Origin of the sequence: Intestinimonas massiliensis (ex Afouda et al. 2020), assembly GCF_900626285.1 — a bacterium.
In the GTDB taxonomy this organism is placed as follows: Bacteria; Bacillota; Clostridia; order Oscillospirales; family Oscillospiraceae; genus Flavonifractor; species Flavonifractor massiliensis_A.
Genome location: NZ_LR131147.1, coordinates 2,373,575 through 2,386,490, shown reverse-complemented (window position 1 = coordinate 2,386,490; position 12,916 = coordinate 2,373,575). Strand labels below are relative to the sequence as shown.

Genomic DNA, 12,916 nt, shown 5'->3' with positions numbered 1-12,916 from the left:
AGCGCTGCCGGCGGATTTCTCCGCCGGCAGCGTTTTTTTGTGGCTTGATTGGCCGCAGTCAGCCCTTGATACCGCCCCGGGCCATGGCGGTAATGATATACTTTCTGGCAAAGAGGAAGAGGATGATCATGGGCAGCACCACGATGCAGGCGGCGGCCATCAGCCGCTCATAGCGGATGCCGGCGTCCTGGACAAAGCTGGTCAGACCGATGGTCACCGTGCGCATGTTGGGATCGTTGATGATGAGCATGGGCCACAGGAAGGAGTTCCAGGTGTCGATGCCGTTGAGCAGGGCGATGGTGACCAGCGCAGGCTTGGCCACGGGAATCATGATCCGGGTGAGGTACTTGAAGTTGGATGCCCCGTCGATCCGCGCGGCGTGATAGAGGGAGTTGGGGATGCCCAGGAAGAAGTTGCGCAGGATATACACATACAGCACATTGGCCGTATATGGGAAGATCAATGCCGTGTAGGAATCCAGCCCGCCCATCTGGACAATGGTGCCGTAGTTGGTGATGGCTACCAGCTCAAAGGGCACCATCATAAAGCCCAGGAAAATGGAGAAGATCACGTCTCTGCCCGGGAAGGACAGCCGGGAAAAGGCAAAGGCCGCCAGGATGGTGATGATCATGGTGCACACCATGTTGCACACCGTGACCAGCAGGGAGTTGAAGATATACCGTCCGAAGGCGGCGTAGGTCATGGCATACTCAAAGTTGTCCAGCCGGAAGGAGGTGGGGAACCACAGCGGCGGCATCTGGGCGATCTGCTCAGGGGTCTTGAAGGCGCTGATGATCATCCAGTAAAAGGGCAGCAGCATGGTCAGCGCGCCCACGATCAGCAGCGCGTATATGGCGACGCGGGAAGCTTTCCGTTTCATAGCCGTTCTCCTCCTTTTACCGGTAGTCCCAGCGCTTCTGCACCCCCATCTGCAGCAGGGTCAGCGCAAAGACGATGAGGAACAGCACGATAGCCGCCGCGCAGGCGATGGACACGTTCCACCGGTTATAGAAATTCTCATAGATGTAAAAGACCATGGTATAAAGGGAGTAGGCCGGGCCGGGCTTGCCGTTGAAGAGGGCAAAGACCTCGTTGAACACCTTGGAGGTGTTGATCACATTGATGATCATGACCAGGGCGATGGTGGGCGAGAGCATGGGCAGAGTGATCCGCCGGAAGATGAGCCCGCTCTTGGCACCATCCACCCGGGCGGCGGTGTAGTACTGCTCGTCAATGGTCTGCAGGCCGGAGAGGAAGAGGATGATGGTGAAGGGCAGCTTGTTCCAGATCCCGTAGATGGTCAGGGCGATGGGCGCCACATTGGGGTCCTCCAGCCAGTGTACCGGCTCCAGCCCGAAGCAGCTCAAAAAGAAGTTGATGATACCATAGTCATAGTGGTACATCCACTTCCACACCACGCCCACCGCGATAAGGGCGGTGACCATGGGCAGAAAGTAGGCGAACTGGAAGAACGCCTGAAAGTGGATCTTCTGATTGAGGAGCACCGCAATGAGCAGGGACAGAGCGGTGGAGATGGGCACCACCGTGACCACATAGAAGAAGGTATTGCGCAGAGAGGCCAGAAAGGTGGGGTCGGCAAAGATCTGGCGGAAATTGTCCAGGCCGTAGCCGGTGAAGGTGCCCTTCAGATAGTCGTAGTTCTCAAAGAAAGCGCTGGAGAAAATGGTGACGATGGGGTAGATCATGAAGATGGAGATAATCAGGAGGAAGGGCAGCAGATAGAGCAGCGGCTCCCCGAAGGTGCGGGGGGTAAGGGGATAGCCTCTGTCCTTTCGTTTCTTTTTCAGCATTCCGGGTCCCTCCTTTCCCCTCAGAGCACCGCGCCGCTCTCGGCGTCAAACAGGTGGCTGTGCTCTGCACCCACGGAAATCAGGATGGTGTCCCCCTGTCCGAAGCGCACCGCGCCGTTGAAGGTGGCACGGACACTCTGGCCGCCGATCTGGAGCAGATAGAGGGTCTCCTTCCCGTTCAGGAACACATTGCTCACCAGAGCGGGCGTGCCCATCTCAGCCTGGTCGGTGACCATAAAGGCCTCGCTGCGCACGCCGAACTGCACCTTCCGGCCGGGCTCCAGCGCCCCTGTGGGATAGTGGAAAATGATACCGTCCTCCGTCGCCAGCCGGTCGGTCCCCTCCACTGTCACGTTGAACATGTTGATGGGCGGGTTGCCCAGGAAGTCCGCCACAAAGCTGTTGGCGGGTTTGTCATAGAGTTCCTGAGGCACTCCGTACTGCTGAATGGTGCCCTTGCGCATGAGCAGGATGTAGTCGGAAATGCTCAGCGCCTCTTCCTGGTCGTGGGTAACGAAGATGGTGGTGATCCCCGTCTTGAGCTGAAGCCTGCGGATCTCCTCCCGCATCTCCAGGCGCAGCCGGGCGTCCAGGTTGGACAGCGGCTCGTCCAGGAGCAGGATATCCGGCTCCTTGGCCAGCGCCCGGGCGATGGCCACACGCTGCTGCTGGCCGCCGGAGAGCTGGGAGGGCTTGCGCTCAAAATAATCGGAGATCTGGAGCAGCTGGGCCAGCTCATAGGCCCGCTCCCGCCGCTTGGCCTTGGGCACCTTTTTGATCTCCAGAGGGAACGCGATATTGTCGCACACAGACATGTGGGGATAGAGGGCGTAGTTCTGGAACACCAGACCCACATTGCGCTTGTCCGGCGGCAGCTTGGTGACCTCCTTGTCGCTGAAGAAGATCCCGCCTCCGCTGACGGGCAGGATGCCGGAGATCAGGTTGAGCAGGGTACTCTTGCCGCAGCCGCTGGGACCCAGCAGAGTTGTGAGCTTCCCGCTTTGGAAGGTAATGGAGAGGTCGTCCAGGGCCACTGTCCCGGCGAACTCTTTTCTCAGGTGTTCGATCCGTATATTCATTTCCACTCTCAGTCCTTTCGCCCGTAATGCCGTGTGGGGCCGTCATGTTCCTGTCCGTGCCTGGAAACATGGCCTGCACCACCCTTTCCCGGAGGAAAGGGCTGCAGGCCATGTCCGAATGATTGGATTGGAAGCGTCTGAAAGACAGCCCGGTCAGTCGATCGCCTGCTGAGCGGTCGTCTTGGCGTTGGCCAGGGCGGTATCCACGTCGCTGATGCCCAGGAATACCTCCTCCAGAGCGCGGTCCAGGCTGGTGCGCACATCATAGAAACCGTCGATGGCGGGCACGTAGCCGAAGGCGTCCTTCTCGGCCAGCACGGCCTGGGCCACCGGGTTCTCGTTCAGGAACTGCTGGTAGAGGTCGGTGTTGATGGCGGACTCGGTGGCGGGCAGGCCGCCGAACACGGAAGCGCAGTCAGCGTTCACTTCGGGGCTGAGCAGGTAGTTGATAAAGGTCCAGCTGGCCAGCTCCTCCTCAGGGGTGCTCTTGGTGATGGCGAAGATGGGCTCGCTCAGGCTGACAAACTGGACGGGGCCCTCCTGGGGCAGGGGCGCCACACCCAGTTCAAACTTGTCGCCCACAGCCTGGGTCAGATAGCCCAGGTTGCCGGACAGCGCCACGTAGCAGCCCACGTCGCCGTTGGCGAAGGGGTTGGTGAAGTGCTTGTCATCGCCCACCAGACGGGCCACACCCTTGTCCAGCAGGTCCTGATACCAGGCGATGCGGTCCTTGGCAATGTCGGAGTCGAACTCCACGGTGTTGGTGTCCACATCCACCACCTGGCCGCCGTCCTGAATGAGCATCTCCATAAAGCCGTCCACCATGACCTGGAAGCCGAAGCCGGGCTTGCCGATCTTTTCACTGACGGCGGTGGCTACCGCCTCCACATCAGACCACTTGGCGGGGGGCTCCAGACCCAGCTCGTCAAACATGGTCTTGTTGTAGAAAAACACGTTGCCGCCCATGAACAGCGGGATGGCATACCGGGCGCCGTCCCACTGATCGTATAGGGTGGCCAGGCCGGGGTTGATGTCCTCATCGAAGTTGGGGTAACCCACTTCCTCGTTATAGATGTAGTCATTCATGTCCACCAGCATGCCCTGGTTGGCATAGGTGGTCATATTCACCGCCTGAGAGCGGATGATGTTGGGCAGGGTGCCGGACTTGGCCGCAGCCATGACCTTGGCCTCATACTGGTCGCCGGGCTGGAGCTGGAGGGTGACGTGAATGTTCTCGTGGGTCTCGTTGAACTTGTCGGTGACCTCCTGGAACCAGGTCTCGTAGGAATCGGAGTAGGTGTGCCACACTTCGATCTCCACGGGAGAGGTCAGTTCGGTGACGATGGGGCTGGTCTCCTCACCAGCAGCGGGAGTAGAAGAGGCGTCCGCGTTGGGGTCCACCTTCTTGGGGCCGCAGCCCGTCAGGAGCAGGGAGGGCAGCAGCGCCAGGGCAAGCGCAGCAGAGAGAAACCGTTTCTTCATGTTGAGAGCATCTCCTTTTCTTCCATTATTCTTCTTTTCCGCGTGTTTCTTTCTCTTCACGTTTCTTCTTTTTTCGCCCGATTCATTATTAAAATTAATACCATGCCCCCCTGCGGGAGTCAACACAAAAACAGGAACTTTTCCGCTTGAAACCAACTGTAATTTCTTATAGATCTATAGAAATTTATAATAACTTTCCGTGTTGACTTTCCCCAGACCGGATGATACTATGGCCTTACTTCTGAAGCCGCCGCAGTGGAGCGGCAGCCGTATTTATGATTTTCGGGATGGGAGGAAGCGCCATGGACAGAGATACTACATACGATTTCGGACCGTCTTATGACCCCTACGAAAAGGTGACTACCCGCAACGGGCTTCCGGCGGACGAGGTGATTTCGGCGCTGCAAAAAAGCATCCGCCACGCCGATGAGGATACCGCCGTGCGCTGCGGCTATGAGCTGTATGTTACCAGCGCCGACATGGAGGAGTTTTTGTGGAAGCGTCTGTCGGTGATCTGCGTAGAGGATATTGGCTTTGGCGAGGTGACGGCTCCCGTGGTCATTCACGCGCTGAAGGAACTGCGCAAGGAGTTCCCCTATACCCTGACCGGTACCCGCGCTCTGTTCCCCTTCCAGGCGATCCGCTACCTATGCAAATGCCAAAAGGAGCGCTCCAGCGACACCGTCAAGACCCTGGTACTGAAGGAGTATCAGCACCGCAATTACTGCAAGCTCCCCACGGAATATGACATCCACGATTTCCACACCCGGAAGGGTGTTGCCGGCGGCAGCAATTACATGGACTTCCTGGACTCCTTTACCGACGTGACTCCCTTTATGGACAAGTATGATCCCCCGCTGAAGGAGAAACTGCGCCAGATCGTACGGGAAGACATGGAGCAGGGTGTGCTTTTCTAAGGAGCAGTCCAACTCCCCGATATCCGCATATCAGCAAAAACTCCCCCCGCGCCAAATGAACAGGTCCAGTAAAAACGGACAGTGACAAAAGACCCCCTGATGTAGGAAAATAGACTACATCAGGGGGTCTTGTCATGGGAAAACGAAATTACACACACGTTCAAGTGCTGCTGCCTGAAATCAAGGCAATGATAGCAGAGGGGAAAACCCAGCGGGAAGTTGCAGAATACTACGGCTTTCAGGATAAGCAGGTGGTAAAAAGGCTGCTTAAGCGTGAGCGAAGAAAAGAACGCAAATTGGAAGCCGGCATTCTCCCGCGGCCCAAAGGACGGCCGAGGAAAGGCGCCGCACCAAGAGACATTGTGTCAGAGCAGGCCTATGAAATCCAGCGGCTTCGTATGGAGAATAAGCTGCTGCGGGATTTTCTGTGCTTCACAGGAAGGAGGTGAGGGCAAGGGTAAAATACCATGTCATATATCGTCACAGAACTGAGTATCCAGTGGCAGTCATGTGTAAATTCTTTGGAGTATCCAGAAGCGGCTACTACGCCTTTGTCCATCGCCTGGGCAGACCAGAAAAGGATGCCACTCTTGCGGAAATGATTGCACGGCAGCGGGAACGCACCTTGCGTACCTACGGGTACCGGCGGATGTGGATATGGCTGAAAAGTCAAAATATTTTCTGTAATCCCAAAACTGTGCTGCGAATTATGAAAAAGTACGATCTGCTGTCTTAAATCCGCCGCCGCAGGAAATGGCAGCAAATGGGGCAGCAGGTTCACAGGTACAAAAATCTGCTCAACCGGCAGTTTTATGCGGACAAGCCCAACAGCAAATGGGTAACGGACATCTCCTATATCCACACCAACCAGGGCGTACTGTACCTGTCCATGATCCGGGACCTCTATGACAATAGCATTGTGGCCTACAAAACCGGGACAGAACAAACTGTGAATCTGGTTCTGGACACGATTCGTCTGGCCATGAAGCGAGAGAAAAAGAGGGTCGCTGCAGAGTTGCAGCTCCACAGCGACCAGGGTGCTCAGTACGCCTCACAAGCATATTTTGAGCTGACTCAAACATACGGCATTACGCCGTCTATGTCAAGATGCGGAAACCCTTATGACAATGCCATGGCAGAGAATTTCTTCTCTATCCTCAAAACAGAATGTATTTACCGACACAAACCCGTCTCTTTCTCTGAGGCTAACGAGATGATTGACCGTTACATCCAGTTTTACAACCATGAGCGCATCCAGTTGAAAACTGGAGAGGCGCCGCTTGCGCGACGCCTCTCCGCCTAAAACTCAATCTTTCCTACCAGGGCTCTTTTTTGTACTGTCTGCACAAGTTGGGGCAGTTCAAAATGCGCGGGGGGAGTTTTTCTGTTCTGCCGGTGCGCAGGATCAGGCCATGGATTCTACAATGGCGTCGGCCAGGGATTCCAGTTCGCCCGCCTTGTCGGGGTGGAGGGCGGAAGCCAGGGAGAGCCGTTCGTTGAGGACGGTCATGTTCTTCAGCTCCTCGTCCACAAACTTCTGCATCAGATCGCCGGACTTGGGGGCCCAGGAGCCGTTTTCGATGATGGCGAAGGTGCGGTGCTGGAGGTTCAGCCCCTTCAGGTGCATGAGGTAGTCGTGCATCACCGGGTAGATCCCCAGGTTGTAGGTGACGCTGGCCAGCACGATGTGGCTCAGCCGGAAGGATTCGCTGACCAGGTAGGACACGTGGGTGTTGGACACGTCGTACACCCACACATTGGTCACGCCCTTCTCGCACAGCTTGGCGGCCAGGGCCTGGGCTGCGGCCTCGGTGTTGCCGTACATGGAGGCGTAGGCGATGAGCACGCCCTTCTCCTCCGGCTCGTAGCGGCTCCACTTGTCGTACTTGTCGATGAAATACCCCAGATCCTTCCGCCATACGGGACCGTGGAGGGGGCAGATGTACTTGATCTGGTCCAGAATGCCGCCGGCCTTCTTCAGCAGCAGCTGGATGTGGGGGCCGTACTTGCCCACGATATTGGTCAGATAACGCCGGGCGTCGTCGATCCAGTCCCGGTCGAAGTTGACCTCGTCGGCGAACAGCTTGCCGTCCAGGGCGCCGAAAGAGCCGAAGGCGTCGGCGGAGAAGAGGGCGCCGTTGGTGGTGTCGAAGGTGACCATGGCCTCGGGCCAGTGGACCATGGGGGCGCCCACGAAGGCCACGTTGTGCTTGCCGAAGGAGAAGGTATCCCCCTCCTTCACCTCGATGAGCTCATGGCCGTCCACGTGGAAGCCGAACTGCCGCATGAACATGAAGGCCTTCTCGGTGGAGATCACCTTCACCTCCGGCCACCGGATCAGGATCTCCTCAATGGAGGCGCCGTGGTCGGGCTCCATGTGGTTGATGAGCAGGTAATCCAGGGGCCGGTCCTCCAGCAGATACTCCACATTCTCCAGCAGCTGGCGGCAGGCCGACCAGTCCACGGTGTCGAAGAGGACGGTCTTTTCGTCCAGCAGCAGGTAGGCGTTGTAGCTCACGCCCCGGGGGATGGGATGGATGTTTTCAAACAGGTGGAGCCGGTGGTCGTTGGCTCCCACCCAGTACAGATCTTCCGTCACGTTGCGGACGCAATACATGGTATTCCCTCCTTTTATATGGTTGTGCGGCTCCGCGCACGATATTGTCATGCTCCGGCGGCTCTGCTGCGCGCGCCTGCGCACTCAGGCTTCAATGAACATGTCCTTGCCCTCGGCGCACTCGGGGCACACCCAGTCCTCAGGCAGGTTCTCAAACAGGGTGCCGGGGGCGATCTCAGCGTCGGGGTCGCCCAGCTCGGGGACGTATTCGTAGCCGCAGCCGCCGCACACGAACCGCTTGCCGATGGGCTCGGGCTTGGGAGGCGCGGGCCGCTTCATCTTCACCATGGGAGGTGCGGGCTGCTTCTCCCCGGTGTCCAGGGCGGCGGCCAGCAGGGGCAGGATCTCATTGACGTCGCCCACGATGCCGTAGTCGCAGTTCTTGAAAATGGGGGCGTTGCCGTTCTTATTGATGGCCACGATGGTGGAGGCGTCCTTGATGCCCTTCAGGTGCTGGACGGCGCCAGAAATGCCGCAGGCGATGTACAGGTTGCCCTTGAACTTCTGGCCGGACATACCCACATACCGGTCCAGGGGCACATACTTCAGGGTCTCGGCCACCGGGCGGGAGGAGCCGACGGCGGCGCCGGCGGCACGGGCCAGGTCCTCGATGAGCTTCATGTTCTTCTTGTCCCCGATGCCCTGACCGGCGGATACCACCCGCTCCGCCTGGCTGATGGGGGTATCCATGGGAATGCCCACGGTAAAGTCGTGGCCGTCCTTCTTCAGGTGCTCCACCAGGGCGTTGACCTGATCGGCGGCAGAGCCCTCCTTCAGCAGGATGCGCTTGCGCACACCGGTGACGGGGGCGGGCTTCTTGGGCCGGCTGGAGGAGCCGCCCTCGCTCTTGGGGGGCTTGCCCAGGATGGCGGAGGAGATGACCACCCGCTGGATCTCGTTGGTGCCCTCGTAGATGGTGGTGATCTTGGCGTCCCGGTACATCCGCTCCACGTCCATGCCCTTCAGGAAGCCGGTGCCGCCGAAGATCTGCACCGCGTCGTTGGTGACCTCCAGGGCGATATCGGAGGCGTACATCTTGGCCATGGCGGACTCGGTGCCGTAGGGCTCGTGGTGCTCCTTCAGGTCGGCGGCAGAATACACCAGCAGCCGGGCGCAGCGGAGCTTGGTGGCCATGTCGGCCAGCTTAAAGCCGATGGCCTGGTTGAAGCCGATGGGCTTGCCGAACTGGATCCGCTCCTTGGCGTACTCCACGGCGGCCTCATAGGCCCCCTGGGCGATGCCCAGAGCCTGGGCCGCGATACCGATGCGCCCGCCGTCCAGGGTGGACATGGCAATCTTGAAGCCCTGGCCCTCCTTGCCCAGCAGGTTCTCCTTGGGTACCTTCACGTCGTTGAAGATCAGCTCTGCGGTGGAGGAGGAGCGAATGCCCATCTTGTCGTAGTGGTCGCCGAAGGAGAAGCCCTCCCAGCCCTTTTCCACAATGAAGGCGGAGATGCCCCGGGTGCCGATGTCAGGGGTGGTGACGGCAAAGACCACGTAGGTGTCCGCCTTGGGGGCGTTGGTGATAAAAATCTTGCCGCCGTTGAGCAGCCAGTGGTCGCCCTTGTCCACGGCGGTGGTCTCGGTGCCGCCGGCGTCGGAGCCGGCGTTGGGCTCGGTCAGGCCGAAGGCGCCGATCTTCTCGCCGCGGGCCAGCGGCACCAGGTACTTCTGCTTCTGCTCCTCGGTGCCGTAGGCAAAAATGGGCCAGGAGCCCAGGGACACGTGGGCCGACAGGATGACGCCGGTGCCGCCGTCCACCCGGGACAGCTCCTCCACCGCGATGGCGTAGCTCAGGGCATCCAGCCCGGCGCCGCCGTACTCCTTGGGATAGGGAATGCCCATAAGGCCCAACTCACCCAGCTTTTTGATGGCCTCGTCGGGGAACTGGTTCTCCTTGTCCATCAGGAAGGCCTGGGGCTTTACCTCCGCCTCGGCGAAGGCACGGATCTTAGCCCGCAGGGCTTCGTGTTGTTCCGTGGTCTTAAACAGCATGGTACTTCCTCCTTTTCTGTTTTAATAATAACAATAACGATAATCATTATTTTATATGTGCATATTATAACAGATTCTCTATTTAGTCAATAGGTATTTTGCTGTTTTAACAAAATAAATCCTATATGACTTCCAGGTATTTTCAGAAGGAGCCTCCATTGCGACAGGTACCGCTGTGCAGAGCGCGAAAAACCGCCCCGGTCCAGCTTGGACCGGGGCGGTTTTCATTGGCTTATGCAGCCCGGGACGGTTTAGGACCGGGGATTCTTGATAGCGGCCTGAGCGGCAGCCAGACGGGCGATAGGCACACGGTAGGGAGAGCAGGACACATAGTCCAGGCCCACATTGTGGCAGAACTCCACGGAGGTGGGGTCGCCGCCGTGCTCGCCGCAGATACCCAGGTGGATGTCGGGGCGGGTCTCACGGCCCATCTTGGCGGCCATGGCCACCAGCTTGCCCACACCCTTCTGATCCAGGTGAGCGAAGGGATCGGACTCGTAGATCTTCTTGTCGTAGTAGTAGCTCAGGAACTTGCCGGCGTCGTCGCGGGAGAAGCCGAAGGTCATCTGAGTGAGGTCGTTGGTGCCGAAGGAGAAGAACTGGGCCTCCTTGGCGATCTCGTCGGCGGTGAGGGCGGCGCGGGGGATCTCGATCATGGTGCCGACCTCATACTTCATGTCGAGGCCGGAGGCCTTGATGATGGCGTCGGCGGTAGCTACCACCACGTCCTTCACGTACTTGAGCTCCTTGACCTCGCCCACCAGGGGGATCATGATCTCGGGAACCATGTTCCAGCCGGGGTGCTTCTTCTGCACGTTGATGGCGGCGTTGATGACAGCGGTGGTCTGCATCTCGGCGATCTCAGGATAGGAGACAGCCAGACGGCAGCCACGGTGACCCATCATGGGGTTGAACTCGTGCAGGGAGGCAATGACCTCGTGCAGGCGCTCCACGGTGATACCCATCTCGTCGGCGATCTCCTTGATGTCCTCCTCCTTGGTGGGCAGGAACTCGTGCAGCGGGGGATCCAGGAAGCGGATGACCACGGGGTAACCCTGCATGGCCTCATACAGGCCCTCAAAGTCGCCCTGCTGGTAGGGCATGATCTTGGCCAGGGCCTTCTTGCGGTCCTCGGTGTTGTCGGCCACGATCATCTCGCGCATGGCCTTGATGCGCTCACCCTCGAAGAACATGTGCTCGGTACGGCACAGGCCGATGCCCTGAGCGCCAAAGGCATAGCCCTGAGCGGCATCGCGGGGAGTGTCGGCGTTGGTGTACACCTTCAGCTGACGATACTTGTCGGCCCAGCCCATCAGGCGGCCAAAGTAGCCGGAGTTGGGGTCGGCGGGCACGGTGGCAATGGCCTCACCGTAGATGTTGCCGGTGGAGCCGTCCAGGGAGATCCAGTCGCCCTCGTGATACTCTCTGCCGGCCAGAGTGAACTTCTTGTTCTCGTAGTCCACCACGATGTCGCCGCAGCCGGACACGCAGCAGGTGCCCATGCCGCGGGCCACAACGGCAGCGTGAGAGGTCATGCCGCCGCGGACGGTCAGGATGCCCTGGCAGACCTGCATACCCTCGATATCCTCGGGAGAGGTCTCCAGACGGACCAGGATGACCTTCTCGCCCCGGGCATGCCACTCCTTGCCGTCCTCAGCGGTGAACACCACGCGGCCGCAGGCAGCGCCGGGGGAGGCGGCCAGGCCCTTGCCCACGACCTGGGCCTTCTTCAGGGCCTCAGCGTCGAAGGTGGGGTGCAGCAGAGCGTCCAGCTGCTTGGGCTCCACGCGGCAGACGGCTTCCTTCTCGTCGATCATGCCCTCGTCCACCAGGTCCACGGCCACCTTCAGAGCGGCCACAGCGGTACGCTTGCCGTTACGGGTCTGCAGCATGTAGAGCTTGCCGTTCTCGATGGTGAACTCCATATCCTGCATATCCTTGTAGTGCTGCTCCAGGCGGTTGGCGATGTCGGCGAACTGCTCGTACACCTGAGGCATCTCCTCATGCAGCTTGGAGATGGGGGAAGGAGTACGCACGCCGGCCACCACGTCCTCGCCCTGGGCGTTGATCAGGTACTCGCCGAACAGAGCCTTCTCGCCGGTGGCGGGGTTACGGGTGAAGGCCACGCCGGTACCGGAGTTGTTGCCGGAGTTGCCGAACACCATGGCCTGCACGTTGACGGCGGTGCCCCAGTCGTAGGGGATCTCGTTCATGCGGCGGTACACATTGGCGCGGGGGTTGTCCCAGGAACGGAACACGGCCTTCACGGCCTCCATCAGCTGGACCTTGGGATCCTGGGGGAAGTCCTCGCCCTTTTCCTTCTTGTAGAACTCCTTGAACAGGACGACCAGGTTCTTCATGTCGTCGGTGTCCAGCTCCACGTCCTGCTTGACGCCCTTCTTGGCCTTGACGTCGTCGATGATCTCCTCAAAACGCTTCTTGGACAGCTCCATAACCACGTCGGAGAACATCTGGATGAACCGGCGGTAGGAATCGTAAGCGAAGCGGGGGTTGTTGGTGAACTTGGCCAGGCCCTCGACCACCACGTCGTTCAGGCCCAGGTTCAGGATGGTGTCCATCATACCGGGCATGGAAGCGCGAGCGCCGGAACGGACGGAAACCAGGAGGGGATTCTCGGGATCGGCAAACTTCTTGCCGCAGATCTCCTCCATCTTGGCCAGATACTCATAGATCTGAGCCTGGATCTCCTCGTTGATCTGGCGGCCGTCATTGTAGTACTGAGTGCAGGCCTCAGTGGTGACGGTAAAGCCCTGAGGCACAGGCATGCCGAGGTTGGTCATTTCAGCCAGGTTGGCGCCCTTGCCGCCCAGCAGCTCCCGCATGGAGCCGTTGCCCTCTGAAAACAGATAAACGTACTTATGGGAATTGCCCATTTCACATTCCTCCTAGTTTTCTTTGCTCTTAAGATTCTCAAATATGCTAACCGGTGCTATTATACCATCTTGTCCTGAGATTGCAAGCGATTCCAGATTTTTTGTTTAAAAAATATGGTAT

At 59.0% G+C, this 12,916-nt stretch carries 11 protein-coding genes; 4 read left to right on the top strand and 7 right to left on the bottom strand.

Features of this window, described 5'->3' with window-relative positions:
* Window positions 1-58: 58 nt before the first annotated feature.
* From E0E41_RS11850 to E0E41_RS11835, 4 genes are all read right to left on the bottom strand, one after another.
* On the bottom strand, window positions 59-880 hold the full coding sequence (locus E0E41_RS11850; RefSeq protein ID WP_130870085.1) for a carbohydrate ABC transporter permease: 822 nt from the start codon (window positions 878-880) through the stop codon (window positions 59-61).
* A 16-nt stretch (window positions 881-896) separates the two neighbouring features.
* Entirely contained in the window at window positions 897-1,811 is a 915-nt protein-coding gene (locus E0E41_RS11845) for a carbohydrate ABC transporter permease (protein WP_130870084.1), read from the bottom strand.
* Window positions 1,812-1,831: 20 nt separating this feature from the next.
* Window positions 1,832-2,890, bottom strand: coding sequence for an ABC transporter ATP-binding protein (locus tag E0E41_RS11840; protein ID WP_130870083.1), 1,059 nt, complete (start codon window positions 2,888-2,890; stop codon window positions 1,832-1,834).
* Between the two features lie 153 nt (window positions 2,891-3,043).
* Window positions 3,044-4,372, bottom strand: a complete 1,329-nt coding sequence (locus E0E41_RS11835) for an ABC transporter substrate-binding protein (RefSeq protein WP_130870082.1) — start codon at window positions 4,370-4,372, stop codon at window positions 3,044-3,046.
* A gap of 302 nt (window positions 4,373-4,674) precedes the next feature.
* Here E0E41_RS11835 and E0E41_RS11830 point away from each other — a divergent pair, with 302 nt between their 5' ends.
* From E0E41_RS11830 to E0E41_RS11815, 4 genes are all read left to right on the top strand, one after another.
* Complete coding sequence (locus tag E0E41_RS11830; protein ID WP_130870081.1) at window positions 4,675-5,289, top strand: hypothetical protein; 615 nt, start codon at window positions 4,675-4,677, stop codon at window positions 5,287-5,289.
* 134 nt (window positions 5,290-5,423) lie between these two features.
* Window positions 5,424-5,738: an imidazolonepropionase gene (locus E0E41_RS11825; RefSeq protein WP_130868367.1), complete on the top strand. Its 315-nt coding sequence runs from the start codon at window positions 5,424-5,426 to the stop codon at window positions 5,736-5,738.
* 59 nt (window positions 5,739-5,797) lie between these two features.
* Window positions 5,798-6,025, top strand: coding sequence for an IS3 family transposase (locus E0E41_RS11820; RefSeq protein WP_130870080.1), 228 nt, complete (start codon window positions 5,798-5,800; stop codon window positions 6,023-6,025).
* The gene (locus E0E41_RS11815) at window positions 6,026-6,592 is read left to right on the top strand and encodes an IS3 family transposase (RefSeq protein ID WP_278045195.1); all 567 of its coding nucleotides are present in this window, start codon (window positions 6,026-6,028) and stop codon (window positions 6,590-6,592) included.
* A 102-nt stretch (window positions 6,593-6,694) separates the two neighbouring features.
* Here the strand turns inward: E0E41_RS11815 and E0E41_RS11810 are convergent, their stop codons facing one another.
* From E0E41_RS11810 to ppdK, 3 genes are all read right to left on the bottom strand, one after another.
* The gene (locus E0E41_RS11810; RefSeq protein ID WP_130870078.1) at window positions 6,695-7,906 is read right to left on the bottom strand and encodes an FprA family A-type flavoprotein; all 1,212 of its coding nucleotides are present in this window, start codon (window positions 7,904-7,906) and stop codon (window positions 6,695-6,697) included.
* Window positions 7,907-7,990: 84 nt separating this feature from the next.
* The gene (locus E0E41_RS11805) at window positions 7,991-9,901 is read right to left on the bottom strand and encodes an acyl-CoA dehydrogenase family protein (RefSeq protein WP_130870077.1); all 1,911 of its coding nucleotides are present in this window, start codon (window positions 9,899-9,901) and stop codon (window positions 7,991-7,993) included.
* Between the two features lie 251 nt (window positions 9,902-10,152).
* Window positions 10,153-12,795, bottom strand: coding sequence for a pyruvate, phosphate dikinase (gene ppdK / locus E0E41_RS11800; RefSeq protein ID WP_130870076.1), 2,643 nt, complete (start codon window positions 12,793-12,795; stop codon window positions 10,153-10,155).
* Between the last annotated feature and the right edge of the window lie 121 nt (window positions 12,796-12,916).

What these genes read in the sequence shown, in the direction of transcription:
- E0E41_RS11850 (WP_130870085.1), bottom strand. Translation starts at nt 880, where the DNA reads ATGAAACGGAAAGCTTCCCGCGTCGCCATATACGCGCTGCTGATCGTG.
- E0E41_RS11845 (WP_130870084.1), bottom strand. Translation starts at nt 1,811, where the DNA reads ATGCTGAAAAAGAAACGAAAGGACAGAGGCTATCCCCTTACCCCCCGC.
- E0E41_RS11840 (WP_130870083.1), bottom strand. Translation starts at nt 2,890, where the DNA reads ATGAATATACGGATCGAACACCTGAGAAAAGAGTTCGCCGGGACAGTG.
- E0E41_RS11835 (WP_130870082.1), bottom strand. Translation starts at nt 4,372, where the DNA reads ATGAAGAAACGGTTTCTCTCTGCTGCGCTTGCCCTGGCGCTGCTGCCC.
- E0E41_RS11830 (WP_130870081.1), top strand. Translation starts at nt 4,675, where the DNA reads ATGGACAGAGATACTACATACGATTTCGGACCGTCTTATGACCCCTAC.
- E0E41_RS11825 (WP_130868367.1), top strand. Translation starts at nt 5,424, where the DNA reads ATGGGAAAACGAAATTACACACACGTTCAAGTGCTGCTGCCTGAAATC.
- E0E41_RS11820 (WP_130870080.1), top strand. Translation starts at nt 5,798, where the DNA reads ATGTGTAAATTCTTTGGAGTATCCAGAAGCGGCTACTACGCCTTTGTC.
- E0E41_RS11810 (WP_130870078.1), bottom strand. Translation starts at nt 7,906, where the DNA reads ATGTATTGCGTCCGCAACGTGACGGAAGATCTGTACTGGGTGGGAGCC.
- E0E41_RS11805 (WP_130870077.1), bottom strand. Translation starts at nt 9,901, where the DNA reads ATGCTGTTTAAGACCACGGAACAACACGAAGCCCTGCGGGCTAAGATC.
- ppdK (WP_130870076.1), bottom strand. Translation starts at nt 12,795, where the DNA reads ATGGGCAATTCCCATAAGTACGTTTATCTGTTTTCAGAGGGCAACGGC.